This is a genomic window from Myxococcus virescens, from assembly GCF_900101905.1.
Lineage (GTDB): Bacteria > Myxococcota > Myxococcia > Myxococcales > Myxococcaceae > Myxococcus > Myxococcus virescens.
The window spans coordinates 424497-440480 of sequence record NZ_FNAJ01000005.1; the positions used below are offsets into that span (position 1 = coordinate 424497).

The 15984-nt window shown below is 68.7% G+C and carries 8 protein-coding genes; 5 read left to right on the plus strand and 3 right to left on the minus strand.

Features of this window, described 5'->3' with window-relative positions:
* Positions 1-83: 83 nt before the first annotated feature.
* Positions 84-2627 (minus strand): NAD(P)/FAD-dependent oxidoreductase, encoded by a 2544-nt coding sequence (locus tag BLU09_RS17745; RefSeq protein ID WP_090490726.1) that lies wholly within the window; start codon positions 2625-2627, stop codon positions 84-86.
* A 52-nt stretch (positions 2628-2679) separates the two neighbouring features.
* Positions 2680-4065, minus strand: coding sequence for an alkaline phosphatase family protein (locus BLU09_RS17750; RefSeq protein WP_090490727.1), 1386 nt, complete (start codon positions 4063-4065; stop codon positions 2680-2682).
* A 599-nt stretch (positions 4066-4664) separates the two neighbouring features.
* On the opposite strand from BLU09_RS17750, the gene pigA reads away from it, so the two are divergent.
* The 5 genes from pigA to BLU09_RS17775 all read left to right on the plus strand — a co-directional run bounded on the left by pigA (position 4665) and on the right by BLU09_RS17775 (position 15124).
* Positions 4665-5804 (plus strand): prodigiosin MBC biosynthesis dehydrogenase PigA, encoded by a 1140-nt coding sequence (gene pigA / locus BLU09_RS17755; protein ID WP_090490728.1) that lies wholly within the window; start codon positions 4665-4667, stop codon positions 5802-5804.
* Positions 5801-7315, plus strand: a complete 1515-nt coding sequence (locus tag BLU09_RS17760) for an amino acid adenylation domain-containing protein (protein ID WP_090490729.1) — start codon at positions 5801-5803, stop codon at positions 7313-7315. The genes pigA and BLU09_RS17760 overlap by 4 nt, the downstream gene beginning before the upstream one ends.
* 143 nt (positions 7316-7458) lie before the next feature.
* Complete coding sequence (locus BLU09_RS17765; protein ID WP_090490730.1) at positions 7459-11148, plus strand: hypothetical protein; 3690 nt, start codon at positions 7459-7461, stop codon at positions 11146-11148.
* The gene (locus tag BLU09_RS17770) at positions 11145-11684 is read left to right on the plus strand and encodes a DUF1318 domain-containing protein (RefSeq protein WP_090490731.1); all 540 of its coding nucleotides are present in this window, start codon (positions 11145-11147) and stop codon (positions 11682-11684) included. The genes BLU09_RS17765 and BLU09_RS17770 overlap by 4 nt, the downstream gene beginning before the upstream one ends.
* On the plus strand, positions 11678-15124 hold the full coding sequence (locus BLU09_RS17775) for a TolB-like translocation protein (RefSeq protein WP_167371108.1): 3447 nt from the start codon (positions 11678-11680) through the stop codon (positions 15122-15124). The genes BLU09_RS17770 and BLU09_RS17775 overlap by 7 nt, the downstream gene beginning before the upstream one ends.
* 33 nt (positions 15125-15157) lie before the next feature.
* On the opposite strand, the gene BLU09_RS17780 is transcribed toward BLU09_RS17775, so the two are convergent.
* Positions 15158-15967 carry a sigma-70 family RNA polymerase sigma factor gene (locus BLU09_RS17780; RefSeq protein WP_090490733.1) on the minus strand — a complete coding sequence of 270 codons (810 nt, stop codon included), beginning with the start codon at positions 15965-15967 and terminating at the stop codon, positions 15158-15160.
* Between the last annotated feature and the right edge of the window lie 17 nt (positions 15968-15984).

The window sequence follows — 15984 nt, forward strand, 5'->3', positions numbered from 1 at the left end:
CACATCAGGGCACGGCTCCGCTGGCGACCTGAAAGCCGCTCAGACTCATCACCTGTTTGAACTTCATTCTCGACCAACAAGAATCAATAAAGACATACATCCGGAACGTCTTTTGCCGCAGCCGGAGTGGAACCACGCGGCCCGAGCCCTCCGTCCTCCACCACGGAGAGGTCGCCAAAATCGAAGAGGGCGTGCTTGTACAGCTTGAGGCGCGGACTCAATCCTTCTGGGTCCACCCGAACCGCGACGAACTTCGCGCGATCGGTCTGCATCATCCGCTCGAAGTCCCGGACGGCTTGCTTCGAGGAGTTGGGATACCCGAAACGGGAGATGGCTTCCAGAACCGCAGAGGTCTGGATCCCGCAGTAGATGAGGTTGATGCGCTTGGGCTGGGATTGGGACTCGGAGGCCTCGATGGCGACCTGGGTCATCTTGTCCGCGGAGTGCTCCCAGAGCAGCGCGTTCAACTGTCGAACCCGCTCCAGCTCCGGGGCGGACACGCCCATGTCCTGGAGGAAGCGCCACAGCTCCGAGCCAGGCTGGAACGGAGGCTGCTTCTCGTCGAAGCGCACCAGGTACATCTTGGATTCGAGCGTTCCGTCCTCCTGGAAGCTCAGCCCCAGGAACAGCGGGTAGTACTCGGTCCGAAGCGCGGAAGCGTAGGTCTTCACCCGCTCCGCGAAGGGCCCTGCCCGGAAGCGCTCCGGCAGGCGGCTCATCGCCTCATCGAAGCCGGAGTGCCCGCGCAGGGGGTCGAAGTGCCAGCTGGCGGCAATGGAATACCGGGTAGGCCCCCCGGGCTTGAACTCCGCCCGCACCAGGCCCAGGTCCGATGACCGGAATGTCTCGCAGATGGCCACGGACCGCTCGACGCCCTCGTTGGAGATGCCGAGCTGACGCGTGTACTCCCGGAAGGCCTGCGTGACCGTCCCATTGTCGCTGTAGAGCATGAAGCCCAAGCCGGGCTCGTCCGCGTTGTAGGAGAACTCAATCAACGCCTTCTTCGCGATGCCCAGGCCCTGCACCGGGAGCCAATAGTCCAGGAACCGCCGCACCTCGGCGGCCTCGCTCAACAGACCTCGGGCGCGCAGGGCATCCCGGACGAACCACCCCAACGTCTTGTCCGGCTGCCACATCACTTCCGTGTCGAAGTGGCAGATGCGATCACGCGGGCCGACCCGTTGAGGCGCCACCAGGTTGGCCAGCACCCGTCCCGCGTAGCGCGCGCCCAGCGCCACCCGACTGGCGGGCCACAGTGCCTCGGTGCCCAAGCCCTTCACAGACTTCTGCTGCCAGGCGCGCTTCGCGAGCCGCAAGGCGATGTCCGGGCGCAGGAGGAACTCCGGCCCCGCCTGGACGTGCATCAGCTTGAGGAACTCCTGATAGATCTCCGGATGCTGGTGGTTCAGCGCGTAGAGTTCCTCCACGTACCACTGGGCCAGCTTGATGAGCCGCGTCCGCTCGCCGGGGACGTGGGGATGCCGCATGGCCTCCGCCGTCACGAAGAACCAGAGTCCCTGGAGCCACTGCGCGCCCGTGCGCAGGTAGGATGCCGTCCAGGCCTGGGTCACCGCCTCCAGGCTGTCGAGCTGGTGCAGCGCCTCGTTGAGGAGGTTCGCCTCCAGCATCGCCACCGACATGCCCTGGCCGAAGACAGGGTCGAAGTAGCACCACGCATCCCCCAGGACGAGCAACCCCGCGGGGAAGTCCCGGATGCGCTCGAAGTGGCGCCATTTCACGTCCGGCACCCGGTACACCCCGACGTCCGAGACGGGCTTCGCGTCCTTGATGGCTTCGTAGATGTCCGGCTCGCGGAGGCTGCGGGCGAACTCCACGAAGCCGTCCTCGCCGCGGGGCGGGTGGTGTCCTTCGTAGCCGAACAAGGACACAATCCAGCGATTGCCTTCCACGCCCAGCATGGCCCCACCGCGCGGTTTATCGGGCGGCAGCGGGGTGATCCACAGCCCGCGCCAGTCCCTGGCTGTCTCCGGCTGCTCGAAGAGGCGTGACACGTAGCAGAGGTTGATGGGCAGCCGGCTCTCCTCCGGCGGGCTGAACCCCAACTCTGACAGCCACTTGCCCAGCTGCGATCCACGCCCGCTCGCGTCGACCACGATGTTGGCGAGCCGGTTCGTCACCGCGCCGCCGTCCTCGTGGCGGTCATGCGTCTGGACACCGAGAATCCGCCGTCCATCCGGCGTGGCCAGCAGCGCCCGCACGGAGGTCGACTCCAGGATCTCCACGTTGGAATAGGCGCGAAGCCGCCCTCTCAGGTAGCGCTCCAGGGAGCAGCGCGTCTGCGGGTACAGGACGATGCCGCTGCGGTGGCGCGGCATCCAGTCACCAAACTGCAGCCACCGGAGGTCCTGGGTGAAGTCGAAGGGCTCGATGCCGTCCGCCTTCATCTGCTCGACGAGGCCGGGGAAGTACTGCTCCAACAGGTCCACGCCCTTTCGCAGCAGGACGTGGATGTGATTGGCCTGGGGCGCGCCCTGGCGCGGGCCATCCTGGAGCACGTCCCGTTCAATGACGGTGACGCGCTCGAAATGGTCCGCCAGCACGCGCGCGGCGCTGAGCCCACCGATGCTGGCGCCAATGACAATGGCGCTCCCTGGAAGTTTGTTCATGCCGTGTCCCGCCTCTTGCAGCGACAACGCTCAGGTTGCTCGCGGAAGCCGTTCAGGCCGCCGCCTGCTGTCTGGTCAGGTGCGCCAGGATGAGGTCGTGGACTTGCGTGGCGTGGAGTGTCTCTGCCTCGATCAGTTCACCATGTCGTGTCATCAGCACCGGCCCATCCTCCGGGCCGGTGGGCAGGCCATGCGCCCCTTTGAGGAGGGAGCCGTCCATCGAGACGACCTCCAGTCGGGAGCGCACGCCCAGCTTCTCCTTCACGACACTGCCCCCCAGTTCCAACATGCGCAGACCCAGCTTCGGGTCCACGAACATCTCCAGCGGGTCGTAGCCCGGCTTGCGGTAGATATCGACGGTGCGCGCGTAGTCCGGCGCACGCGCGTCATCGAGCCAGTAGAAGTACGTGAACCAGGCATCCGGTTCCGCCAGGGCCACCAGCTCGCCTGAGCGAGGGTGGTCCAGATGGTGGGCGCGCTTCCCCTCGGCATCGAGCACCTGGGCCACCCCGGGCTCCGCCTCGACCAGCGCCTTGACCTCGTCCAGGAGCGCCGGGTTCCGGACATAGATGTGCGCGACCTGCATGTCCGCGACGGCGAACGCCTCACTGCCGCTGGGATAGACGACGTCACGGCCGCCCTCGTCCCGGATCGCCAGCCACCCTCGGCGGCGGAAGAGGCGGTTCAGGTGGACGGCCCGAGACACGGGGACCGCGCCGAACTCCGAGAGGATGATGACGCGCACGCCGCGCGACTCGTAGAAGCCAATCAGCTTCCCGACGACGTCGTCGATCTCCCGGAGGCTCTTGTGGATCTCCTTCGCGCCCGGTCCAAACGTGTGCGGCGTGTAGTCCAGGTGCGGAAGGAAGACGAGTGAAAGCGTGGGGCCGTGCCGCTGCTCCAGCCACATGGCGACGTCGGCGATCCACTCCGAGGAGCGGATGCTGTAGCGGGGCCCCCAGTAGTCATACGCGGGGAAGTTCCCCAGCGCCTCGACGAGCGGCTTGCGCAGGTGGAGCGGCTCCGTGAACACGTCAGGCACGACCCGCCCGTCCGCGGTGAAGGACGGCTGCGGCGTGATGGCGTAGTCCGCCTTCGAATACATGTTCATGAACCAGCACACGCGGGCGCAGGTGAAGCTGGGGTCGAGCTTGCGGGCGGCGTCCCAGAGCTGCGGCGTCTGCACGAGCCCATCGGATTGGGGCCAGAAGCGGACCTCTCCCAGCTCCCGGTGGAGCCATCCATCGCCGACGATTCCGTGCTCGCTGGGGTATCTTCCGGTCAGGAACGTCGCCTGCATGGTGCAGTTCAGCGCCGGCAGGATGGGCTGGAGCGGCACCATGCGCCCCCGCTCCACGAATGCCTGCATGTTTGGCGTCGAGGGGCCGACATACCTCGCGCTCAACCCAGGCAAATCCAAAACGACGCAACGTTCCATGCCCGAAGCAAACTGCTCACGACCCAACCAGTCAATCACCGACCAGGTTGTCCCATACCCTGGTCTGAGATGAGCGTTCAGTCACTTCGACCAGGTCAGCCGCGTATAGAATTTTACCGCGGCCATAGGCTGGAATGCGCTGATGCGTGCGCTCGCAGCGGGAATGAGTGACACCGCACCCAGTGCAGTGGGTAGTGAAACGAAACGGAATACATGGTCTGGAGGGGCGGATCATCGGCCTCATTTCAGCCCGTTTCCCCGCTAACCGGGGGTGCGCGGCCGGCCCTCGAGATCAGGTCCGCCGCGGCAGCGGAAAATCGCGTCCCAGCCCATTTGTAACTCATTGAGTCCACCTCGGGCCAGACCCAGCAGATAGGTTTTACCGAACCCCGCACTTCAATCCCATCCAGCGCCACGTCAAAAGACACACTTTTCGACCACCATCCCCGAGGTTCTTGACGACGCGTTCCCGCGCACGCGAGACTTCGCCTGACTCCTGTCACGTCTCACCATCCATCTCCGAGGGCCATGCAGCGCGAGCGCAAGGCGTTCGAAGCGCGCCCCCTCGTTGCTGTCACCCGTTGGAACATCAGGAAAACATGGACTTCAGTTGGACTCACGAGCAGGTGGAGCTCTATGACCGTGCCCTCGCCTTCGCGCGAGCGCAGTTGCCCGAGGCCACAAAGCCCAGCAAGGAAGTCCTGCCACGCGATTTGTGGCAACGCTGCGGTGAGTTCGGCTTCCTGGGACTGCCCGTGCCCACGGCGCATGGCGGACTGGGGCTGGACACACTGACCACCGCGCGGGTGATGGAGGCGCTGGGGCGTGGCTGCGTGGACACCGGACTGGTGTTCTCCGTGGGCGCTCACCTCTTCGCCTGCGTGATGCCCATCCTGGAGAGCGGGGATGACACGCAGAAGTCCCGGTACCTGCCCCGCCTGTGCTCGGGGGAATGGGTGGGCGCCAACGCCATCTCCGAACCGGAGGCGGGCTCGGATGTGTTTGCCCTGAAGACGCGCGCGGTGCGGGACGGAGACAGCTACGTGCTCGATGGTGGCAAGAGCTACGTCACCAATGGCCCTTCCGCGGACGTCTTCCTCGTCTACGCCGCCACGCAACCGGCCCATGGGTACATGGGCCTGAGCGCCTTCCTGGTCGAGAAGGACACGCCGGGACTGTCCGTCGGGCGCGCCTTCGAGAAGATGGGGCTGTCCACGTCGCCCATCGCCCCCATCTATCTGGAGGGGTGCCGTGTCCCAGAGTTCGCGCGGCTGGGTGCGGAGGGCCAGGGCGCGGCGATGTTCAAGCGCTCCATGCAGTGGGAGCGCGCGTGCCTCTTCGCCGCCTACGTGGGCGTCATGGAGCGGGTGCTCGAACAGACGGCGGACTTCGCCCGGACCCGCAAGCAGTTCAAGAAGGCCCTGGGGAAGAACCAGGCCATCTCCCACAAGCTGGCGGACATGAAGCAGCGGCTGGAGGCGTCCCGGCTCCTGCTGTACCAGGCCTGCTGGAAGATGGACCGGGGCCAGGACGCCGTCATGGAGGTGTCCCTGGCCAAGCTGGCCATCAGCGAGGCCGCCATCCAGAGCGGCCTGGACGCCATCCAGATTCACGGCGGCATGGGCTACGTGGCCGAAACAGGCATCGAGCGCGTGCTGCGTGACGCCATTCCCAGCGCCATCTTCTCCGGCACCTCCGAAATCCAACGCGACATCATCGCCAACCAGCTCGGCCTATGACACTCGACCAAATCGTCATCCGTGCAGCGGCGAAGGCTCCCGAGTCCATCGCCATCAAGGGTCCCGACGGGACCCTCACCTACGGCCAGTTGGACGCGCTCGCCAACCGGATCGCCCGCGCGCTCCAGGAGCTGGGCGTGAAGCAGGGAGACCGCGTGGGGCTGTGGACGGAGAAGTCCGTGCGCGCCGTTGCCGCGATGCAGGGCATTGCCCGGCTGGGCGCCGCCTACGTCCCCCTGGACCCGCTGAACCCCGCGACGCGGACGCGGCTCATCCTCGACGACTGCGGCATTGACGTGATGGTGACCACCACCACGCGCGCGTCCGAGCTCCAGAACGCCGGCGTGAGCCGGCTGCGCTACCTGCTGGTGGACGACAAGGGGCCCGAGATCTGCTGGAACCGGCTGTGCGGTTTTTCGTCTGAGCCGCTGCCGCCGCACGGCTCGGGCGACCACGACCTCGCGTACATCCTCTACACGTCAGGCTCCACGGGGACGCCCAAGGGCGTGTGCGTCAGCCAGCGGAACGCGATGGCCTTCATCGAGTGGTGCCATGCGCTGCTGGGCACCACGCCGGAGGACCGCTTCAGCAACCACGCGCCGTTCTTCTTCGACCTCTCGGTGCTGGACCTGTACGCGGCCTTCATGGGTGGCGCGTCCGTCACGCTCATCCCGGAGGCGCTGGCCTTCGCGCCGGAGAAGCTGGTGGAGCTGGTCCTCCGCGAGCGGTTCACCTGTTGGTACTCGGTGCCGTCAGCGCTGATGCTGATGATGCAGGAAGGCGGTCTGCTGAAGCATGGGGCCCTGCCCTTCCGCGCCGTGCTCTTCGCGGGCGAGCCGTTCCCCATCCGGCACCTGCGCCCGCTTCGTGAGCACCTGCGGCAGGCGCGGTTCTTCAACCTCTATGGACCCACGGAGACCAACGTCTGCACCTTCCATGAGGTGACGGACATTTCGCCCCACCGCACCGAGCCGGTGCCCATTGGCCGAGCGAGCTGTGGCAACCGCGTGTGGCTGGCCCGGCCGCCGCCGGACTCAGAAGAAGCCCGGGAGGAAGGCGACGGCGTGGGCGAGCTGATGGTGGAAGGCCCCACGGTGATGCTGGGCTACTGGGGCCAGCCTCGCCACGGCAGCGGGCCGTATGCCACGGGGGACCGCTGCCGCGAGCTGCCGGACGGCACGTTCGAATACCTGGGCCGCCGCGACAACATGCTGAAGGTGCGCGGGCGCCGCATCGAAGCGGGTGAAATCGAAGCGGCGCTGCTCACGCACCCGGACATCCGCGAAGCAGGCGTGATTGCCACCGGCTCCGGCCTGGAAGCGCGGCTGGTGGCCTTCGTGGTCAGCGGCGCCAGCAAGCCCCCCTCCCTGCTCAAGGTGAAGAAGCACTGCGCGGAGCGGTTGCCCCGCTACATGATTGTCGACGAGGTCCGCGTGCTGCCCGAGCTGCCCCGGACTCCCAACGGCAAGCTCAACCGGCGCGCACTGAGGGAACTGACGCAGGCGCCTTGAGCCGGTGACGGGCCGCCAGGGAGCCTGGCGGCCCTCCCCACACCGTCCGTGCAGCCGCCCCGCGCCTGCCCGCCTGCTCACAACGTCTCCTCGACTTCGTACAGGCCCCCGACCATGATGGCCGCGCGCGTCAACCGGGCCACATGGATTCCACCACAGCTGAACGTCCTCGCCGGCGGTGGGCTCGAATCATCGCGGGCGTGGTCTTTACAATCCTGGTCGTGCTCCCCGCGCTGGCACTGGTCGCTGCCGTGGTGGTGTTGCGCAACCTCGACAGTCCCTGGCTGAAGCAGCCCATTGTCTCCGAGGTGGAGGCGGCCACCGGGCTCCAGGTGGACTACCAGGTCGCCCAGGTCGAGCTCCTCTCGGGGTTGAAGCTGGGTGGGCTGGTGGTGCGGACACCCGCTCCGCTCCACACCGCCGCGCCCGAGCTGCTGCGCGTCGGCGCGTTGGAGGCGCACTGGTCGCCCCGCGCGCTGGCGACCGGTCCCATCCGGATTGAGCGGGTGGTGATGCGGGACGTGGCGCTCGCCCTGGTCGCTGACGACTCAGGCGCCACCTCCCTCTCGGGACTGAGAAGCACTGAAGCCCCAGAGCCGCCGCCCGTTGAAGCGCCGGTGGGTGCATCCCAGCAGGTCGCCGGCCTCCTGGGAGCGCCGCTTCCTGTCGGGCACGTCGATGTGTCGGGCGTGTCGCTGAGCTACGTCCGCGTCCAGCGTGGCGAAGTCGCCGAGCGCTGGTCCCTGGGCGGGCTCGCGGCGCGGGTCGAAGCCAAGCAACACGACGGGGAATGGAAGGTCTTCGCGAACCTGGGCCAGGCGGGTGCGCCGCTGCCGCTGGCGCTGCGCCACGAAGGCTCCGCCACGCCTCCGGCCCTCGCGGAGCTGGCGTTCGCCCTCTCGATGGAGGCTGGTGCTTCGGCCGCTCGGGCGCAGGTGGACCTCGATGTCACCCGGCAGACCTTCGACCCACGCTTCTCGGTCCGGTCGCTGCTTCACGGCGCGGTGGCCGCGCGGTTCGATGTCGAGAAGCGCCACATCGCCGTGGAGCTGGAGCGCACCCGGCTGACGGACAGCGCGGAGCTCGAGGCCCAGGCCGTGCTCCCGGATGCCGCGGACGCGCCCCCGGTCGTGACACGCGCCCTGGCGGACATCGAGCTGGGAAGGCTGCTGGCGGCAATCCCTTCCGAGTGGCGTCCGTTCACGCTCGAGCGCGGCAAGGTGAAGCTGGACGCACGAGACGTCACCCTGAGCGCGATGCCTCAACTGGGGCCTCGCGGCAGACTGGGCCTGGACGTGGACGTCGCGTCGCTCCGGATGACGGGTGAGCCAGTCCCGTTGGCGGTCGGCGGAGGACGCGTCACCCTGGTGGCGACACCTGATCCGCGGCAGGGGCTCTCCGCGCAGCTGACGTTCGGAATCGATGGGCTCGACGTGCGAGGCCCCACGGCCCTGCGGATTCCAAAGGCCCACGGTGAAGTGAAGGGACATCAGCTCCGCCCAGAGCCCTCCTCCCCGCTCCAGGTCGCCGGGGACGCGAGCCTGTCGGGCATGGTGGAGTCCCTGGACCTCCGGACTCCCGACCTCCGAGTGCAGGCCGAACGGATGGGCTTTCAGCTCAGCGCGCCGCTGGCGGCAGCGCCTCCCCTCGCACTGAGCGCGAACGTGCCCGTCGGGGCGCTCCATGTGTCGTCGCCGGATGGGCGCACGCTGCTGAAGGGCCCCGTGCGCGTGAAGCTCGATGCGTCGGACGCGTTCCCGCAGCTCGACGCGCCCCAGCGCAGCCGAGGCCGCGCGCGGCTCGTGCTCGACGTCGGCGACATGCAAGCGTCCCTGGATGCCACCAAGGACACCGACGCGGTGTCTTACACCCTGGCCGCTCGGACACCGGACCTCGCCGCCGCCCGCCCCTTCATTCCCGACTCGGTCGCGGCGCGAATTCCGTGGCGGCACCTGGGCGTGAGCCTGGACTCCAAGGGCAGCGTGAAGGCGCTCTTCTCATCCGCGCCACGGCTGGAGCACCGCACGGAGCTGAAGCTGCAACGGCCCGCGTGGGACAACGTGACGGCCAGCGACGTCGCCGTCGTGATGCGCTCGCGGGGTGACGCCTGGCGCCACCAGGGCGACGTGGACCTGCGAATCGAAGGGCTCCGGGCTGGTGAGAAGGACATGGGGCTCCAGCATCAGACGCTGACCCTGGACCTCAACCGCCGGAAGCCCGCGTTCCGGTTGGGCCTCACCAGTCATGAAGGGCCGAAGGTCATGCTGGACGCCGCGGCGGCGTTCGACCGGAAGGCCCGCGCCCTTCGCATCGACGTGAAGGGCGACCTTCCCCCACTGGGCCCCCTGGCGCCCTTGCTGGCCATGGCGCAGGTGCCCCCGGAGCTGGATGCCGGGCGGCTCGCGGTGGGCATCGAGCTGCACGGTACGCTTCGCGGCGTGCTCACGGGTGTCACGGCCGATGGCACGCCGCGGCTCGCCCCGGACCCGGCGCGTACCGCCAGCTTCGATGGAACGGCGGTGGTGAGCGCGCGGGGCCTGCGCTGGAGGCAGGACGCCCTGTCGCTCAACGTTCCCGCGCTGCGTTGGCAGCTGGCGTCTCGCGTCGAAGGTCCCAAGCGAACCGTTCACAGTGACCTGCGCGTGGAGAAGCTCACGGTCGGAATGAGCGATCGGCGGCTGTCCTTCTCGGAGCTGACCAGCGACACCACCGCCAGCTTCACCGAGGCGCTGGAAGCGGACGACATCGAGCTGAAGCAGCACTTGAAGCTTCGCGCGCTGGAACAGAACCCGGCGCTGCCCTATCCGGTCCAGGACGTGGAAGCGACGTTCTCCGCGCGGCGCAAGCCCACGGGCGTCATCCACGTTCCCCTGCTCCACCTGACCAACGCGGGAACCAGCACCCATTTGAAGGTCCGGGGGCGGCTCGACCTCAGCGAGGACCGGCGCCGCCTGGGGCTCCGGGGCGAGCTATCGCAGGACATGGCCAGGCTCGCGCGACCCGGGATTCTGGAGGGAAGCGGCAAGGTCACCGTCGACTTCCGCGTGGGCTCACCCGACCTCGCCGTCTTCCGGACCGTCTCCAACCTGCTCCTCCAGGACTTGAACCTGCGCCTGCCCGAGCAGGGGTTCGAGGTTGAAGGGATGGACGGCAACGTCCCGCTCACCGAGAACCTCGAGTTCAGCGAGGGACAGCTGCGGCTGCTGAGCGACATCGACGTGAACCCGTACCCGATGCTTCGTTTCGCCGACCAGCATCCCCTGCTCTCCCGCAGCGGGTATGTGTCCGCCAAGCGCATCAGCACGCCGCTCGTCGTCGTCGCGCCCCTGGCGGGGAACCTGTCCATCAACCAGCACGTCGTCTCCATGACGCAGTTGGAGATGGGGGTTCGCGGCGGGCGCATCACCGGACAGTGGCTCCTGGACTGGCAAGGCAAGCACTCCACCCTGGAGGCCCGCGTGCGAGCCACCGGGGTCCAGTCATCCCGAGGCGAGCCCTTCGACGGCAATGCCGCCGTGGTCATCTCCGCGAAGGACCGCAGCATCAATGGCCGCGCGGAGATTCTGCGCATTGGCAACCGCCACCTGCTGGACCTGCTCGACATCGAAGACCCCCGCCATGTCAACCCCGCCACCAACCGGGTCCGCTATGCCTTGCGGCTGGGCTACCCGGAGCACGTGCGGGTGAGCTTCAACCACGGCTTCGGCAGCCTGCGCATCACCATGGGCGGCCTGGCGAAGCTGCTCAGCATCGACGAAATCCGGGGCATCCCCATGGGCCCCATCGTCGACCAGCTCATCAAATCCATGACTCCTCCGGAGACCACGCCATGAAACACCGTGGGTTGCTGCTGTGGGCCGCCCTCGCCACGTCCGGGTGCATCAGCGCGCCGGAGATTGTCATGGTGGACCGCGCGACGGCGCTCGAGGAACAGGCCTCGGGCTCGTTCAAGGACGTGGAGCAGCGGCTGGCTCGCGCGGGCATGAATCCCACGCCGGTGCCATTCACACCCAATCAGTTGGAAGAGCTGGGCATCCAGCCCACGCCGCTGGTGGAGAACATCGGCAGGACGCCCGCGGACCGCGTCGACGACCTGCTCCGTCGCCACTGCGTGGGCGAAGGACGGGACGGGCTGCTGGTGAATACGCGGCGCCGCTGCAAGGCCGGGCGCGTGACCGCCGACGACGTGGCCCTGGTCGAGCGGGTGAATCGCTCCCGTCAGCTGCTCTGGAAGTGGATGCGGTCGGCCCGCCCCGACGTCCCGGAAGAGACGCTGCGCCGGAACTGGCACAAGGTGCACGCGGAGGGCGTCGTCTGCGGCGGTTGGGTCGAGGCCGAGGACGGGACCTGGGGAGAGAAGCAGTGCTGACGCGGCGGAGACGGGGCGTCGTGGCCCTGGTGACGCTGATCGCGGGGAGCGTCTGGGCGCAGGACGATGAGAACGATGGAGGACTGCGCACGCCCACCCGGCTCACCGTCGGCGTGGGCGACCAGTTCCTGGGGCAGCTGGCGCCTGACGGGAACACGTTGATCTTCGCGTCCAACCGCAGCATCGCGACCGAAATCTTCACGCAGGACCTGGAGCGCGGACGCGAGCGCCGGCTGTTCGACGAAGGCGCGGATGTCACCTGGCCGCGCATCAGTCCCGACGGCAAGCACCTGCTCTACATCTCGTTCCGCAACCAGGCCGGTGGCCAGCTGTGCGTGCGCGAGCTGCCCACCGCGAAAGAGCGCCGGTGCCTCGAAGGAGACGCCAACGCCCTCCAGGCGGAGTGGATGGACGCCTCGCACATCGCGCTGGTGAGCCGGGCCACCATCCAGGGCGACCTCCACCTGTCGCGCGTCGAGCTGGGCGGCGAGTGGCGCGTGACGCCCCTGCTCGAGCGGAACCTGACCAGCCCGACCCTTTCCCCTGATGGGCGCTGGCTGGTGTACGTCCCCATCGAGCGCTCCGTGCGGCAGGTGGGCCCCGGCTTCGCCGCGCGCGCCGCGCCCCATCTGGAGGCGCTGCGCCTGGATGCCCCCGGCGCGAAGCCCATCCCGCTGTCGCTCGACATCCCGGGGCAGACGGGACAGCCGACATTCTCTCGGGATGGGCGCTACCTGTACGTGGTGCAGTTCTTCACGGACTCGAATGCGGATGGCGTCATCGACGCCAGCGACAGCGGCGTGCTGTTCCGGGTGCCCTTCGCGACGGAGCGTGACGACGCCGCCGAGCAAGCCGCCGCCGCCAATCCGGACCAGCTCACCAGTGCGTCCTGGAACTGCCAGTACCCGGCGCCCGCGGCCACGTCTCTGGCGGCGACCTGTTCACGCGCGCAGTCCCTGGACGTGTACCAGATGCCGCTGGATGGCCAGGTCCCCAGTGCCTGGGATGCGCGCCGGCTCAGCGAAGAGCTGAGGATGGTGGGCCGGCGCGCCGATGAGCTGCTGCTCTATCGCCACCGGCTGCTGCTCGAGACGCGGCCCAGGCTTCGCCGCCTGCTGATGATGCGCATGAGCATGCTGCACCTGGCCTACGAGGACTTCAGCGCGGCGGAGTTCTACGCCCGCTACCTGGGCTCGGTGAGCGACCCCGCCACCGCGGGCCTGGAGGAACCGCTCCGCGTCCTCATCGACCACCGGCGCGCCATGAAGGAGCGCGAGCGGGGCCGCATGGTGGAGGAGCTGAGTGTCGCGGAGCAGAAGCGCATGGCCGCGCTGGATCCCGCGAACGCGCCCAGCCCCGCGGCCGCTGTCTTCCAGCGCGTGGTGCGCAGCGAGCTGGCGGATGACGCGGGTGACTTCACGCGGGCCCGGAAGGAGCTGGAGGCGGCCGAAATCGCCGACACCACGCCGCGCGCGGTGCTGGAGGCGTATCACGCGCGAGCAGACGCCCTGTACCGGAAGCTCGGTGAGCGCGAGCCCTTGATTGAAGCGGGCCGGCGGCTCTCCGAGCACCGCATCTTCCCGGCCGACGACCAGCTCGACTTCGCGCGCGCCGCTGTCCGCGCCCTGTACCGGGGACGCCCCTACGACGAGGCGGACGCGGCGATGGCGCAGGCACTCACGACAGCGCCCGCCGGTTCGGCCTACGCGTACGCGCTGGAGCTGGGCCGCCACATCAATGCGCTCCGAAGCGAGCGGCCTCCTCGTGCCGTGCGGGAGGCGCTGCTCGGATTCTACCGGCAGCAGAAGGACCCGCTGCGCCGACGGGTCCTGGTTCAGGACGCCGTGGAGCGGGCGGCGGGGCTCGGCGCCGATGGCATCATGGAATCGCTGGCGATGGTCTACGTCGACGACACGCCACCGGGTAGCGAGGAGCGACGCCGCGCCGAGCGGCTCTTTCGCCGCGCGCTGATGGGCCGCGCCTACCGGCGGCTGGCGAGGCAACGCCAGGACATGGCGCGTGCGGACTTCGACCTGGTGACGCAGCGAACGGGTTCACTGGAGAGCGCCGTCGAAGCCATGAACCTGCGCTTGCGAGCCGGCGTCAGCCCGGAGGTGGTGGAGAAGGAAGTCACCACCACCGCTCCGAACATGGCGAAGCCGCTCGCGCACTTCGTGAAGGCCTACGTCACCGCGCGCCAGCTCTCCAAGTTGGAGGGGGATGCCCATGCGCAGGCCGTGACCTCGGCGGTGAGGGAGCTGCGTGCCGCGTGGCCGGAGCTGAAGAACCAGCGCGTGGTGCAGGCGCTCCTGGGCGCCATCCATCACGAGGACTTCCTGCGCAACCGCGACCCCGCCGCCGCCGAGCGCGCCAACCGCTACTACATGGTGGCCCTGGACCTGATGCGGAACAACGTCCGCTACCGGGCCATGATTCTCGGCGCGCTGGGGCTGCTGCACACGCAGGTGGGCAACTTCCACATCGCCCTGGGTTACCTCGAACAGCGGGACAAGCTGCCGTACGTGGACAATTGGGCGGGGCTCGCGGTGTCCATGGCGCGGGCCCACGCGCTGCTCCACGTCGACCGTGAAGCCGACGCGGCCCAGGCGGCGGACAAGGCCCTGGCCATGGTGGAGACCACGCAGCGGCTGTCCAGGTTCCTCCCGCTGGCCCTGGACCGCGCCGCGCTCTACAACCTCGCCGCCGGCCGCTTCGAACGAGCGCTGACGCTTTATGACCGGGAGCTGCCGCTCGTGGAGGCGAGCCCCCAGGACGAAGAGGGCCGTCGCAACCGGATGGTGGTGCGGCTGGCGCGCGGCGCCGCGGCGCTGGGTGCGGGTCAGCCGCAGCGGACCTTGGAGGACCTGGAGCAGGTCGAGCGAGACCTGGCGACGCCCGGTGTTCGGAGCGCGTTGAAGTGGGCCCACTCCACGCCGGAGCATGTCCTGCGCTCCTACCACCTCATCGCCTCGGGCCTGCGCGCGAACGCGGAGACCCGGCTGGGACGCCTGGACGCCGCGGCGCGGGCGCTCGAAACGCGGCGCAAGCTGTACCTGGATCAGTTCGACCAGTTGGACCGCGATGAGGACATCCGCGCCGTGACGCTGGCGGAGCTGCGGCTGGCGGAGAACGCGGTGGACCAGCAGGACCCGACACGGGCGGCGCGCTGGCTGGGTGAGGCGTTGAAGCACTCCGACTCGCTGGTCGCGCGGACGCACGCGAACGTCGATCCGGGGCAACTGGACGTGCTCTGGTTCGCGGCACAGTTGAACGTGAAGGGCGACGGAGGCTTGCCCTTCGACGTGACTCAGCGACTGGGCAAGGCGCGCCGCACCCTGGTCGAGCTGCGTGACCCTGCCTGGCGTTCGTACCTGGCGTGGTTCGACATCTACTCGGCGCTCGCGGCGCCCGCCGCCGAGGAGGCCCGTTCAGCCCCGTAGGCCGCGCCCCCGGGTGCTCCAAGGCGAACAGGCTCAGGCGGGCAGCGCGCGTGACAGCGCCTGCCGTACCGCCGCGCGCACGGGCGCGGGGACCTCATCCCCGGGGATGCGCCGGCACAGGGACACCGTGCGCTTGAGCGCGTCACACGCGTCGCTGCAGCGGGGGCAGCGGGACAGATGGTCCTCCAGGCGCACACAGGCGGCCTGGTCCACCTCCTCCGCGGCGAACTCCGACAGCTCCTGCGCCAGCTCCGGACACCCCGCGCCCTGTCCGTGAGCGCCCTCCCCCAGGAGGGTGGAGAGGTGCTCGCGCATCTGGAGCCGCGCGCGGTGCAGCCGGCTCTTGAGCGCCCGCACCTCGATGCCCACCACGCTGGCCGCCTCCTCGGCCGTGAGCCCCTCCACGTCCCGGAGGATGAGCACCTCTCGATGCGCCTCCGGCAGCGCGAGGATGGCCGCCTGCAACACCTCGCCCATCTGCCGCGCGTGGGAGACCATGTCCGGCGTCGCCTCCTCCGCCGCGACGTTCGTGGCCGCGGGCGAGTCGAGCGGCTGGAAGTCCTCGGGCGTGCCGACGCGACGGCGGCGCAAGCGGAAGCAGTGCGTGCGGGCCACCTGGTACAACCAGGTGGACAGCGCCGCGTCCCCCCGGAACGCGTGGATGCCCCGGAACGCGGAGAACAGCGTCTCCTGGAGGACCTCCATGGCGTCCTCCTCGGAACCGCACATGCGCAGGCCAAAGCGGTACACCTGCTTCTCGTGGCGGGCGAGGACCTCGTCCAGGGCCTTGTCGTCGCCAGCGCGCGCGGCCTCCATCAACTGCTCATCGGTTCGCGTCGACATCCGCCCTTCGCCTCCTC

What these genes read in the sequence shown, in the direction of transcription:
- BLU09_RS17745 (WP_090490726.1), bottom strand. Translation starts at nt 2,627, where the DNA reads ATGAACAAACTTCCAGGGAGCGCCATTGTCATTGGCGCCAGCATCGGT.
- BLU09_RS17750 (WP_090490727.1), bottom strand. Translation starts at nt 4,065, where the DNA reads ATGGAACGTTGCGTCGTTTTGGATTTGCCTGGGTTGAGCGCGAGGTAT.
- pigA (WP_090490728.1), top strand. Translation starts at nt 4,665, where the DNA reads ATGGACTTCAGTTGGACTCACGAGCAGGTGGAGCTCTATGACCGTGCC.
- BLU09_RS17760 (WP_090490729.1), top strand. Translation starts at nt 5,801, where the DNA reads ATGACACTCGACCAAATCGTCATCCGTGCAGCGGCGAAGGCTCCCGAG.
- BLU09_RS17765 (WP_090490730.1), top strand. Translation starts at nt 7,459, where the DNA reads ATGGATTCCACCACAGCTGAACGTCCTCGCCGGCGGTGGGCTCGAATC.
- BLU09_RS17770 (WP_090490731.1), top strand. Translation starts at nt 11,145, where the DNA reads ATGAAACACCGTGGGTTGCTGCTGTGGGCCGCCCTCGCCACGTCCGGG.
- BLU09_RS17780 (WP_090490733.1), bottom strand. Translation starts at nt 15,967, where the DNA reads ATGTCGACGCGAACCGATGAGCAGTTGATGGAGGCCGCGCGCGCTGGC.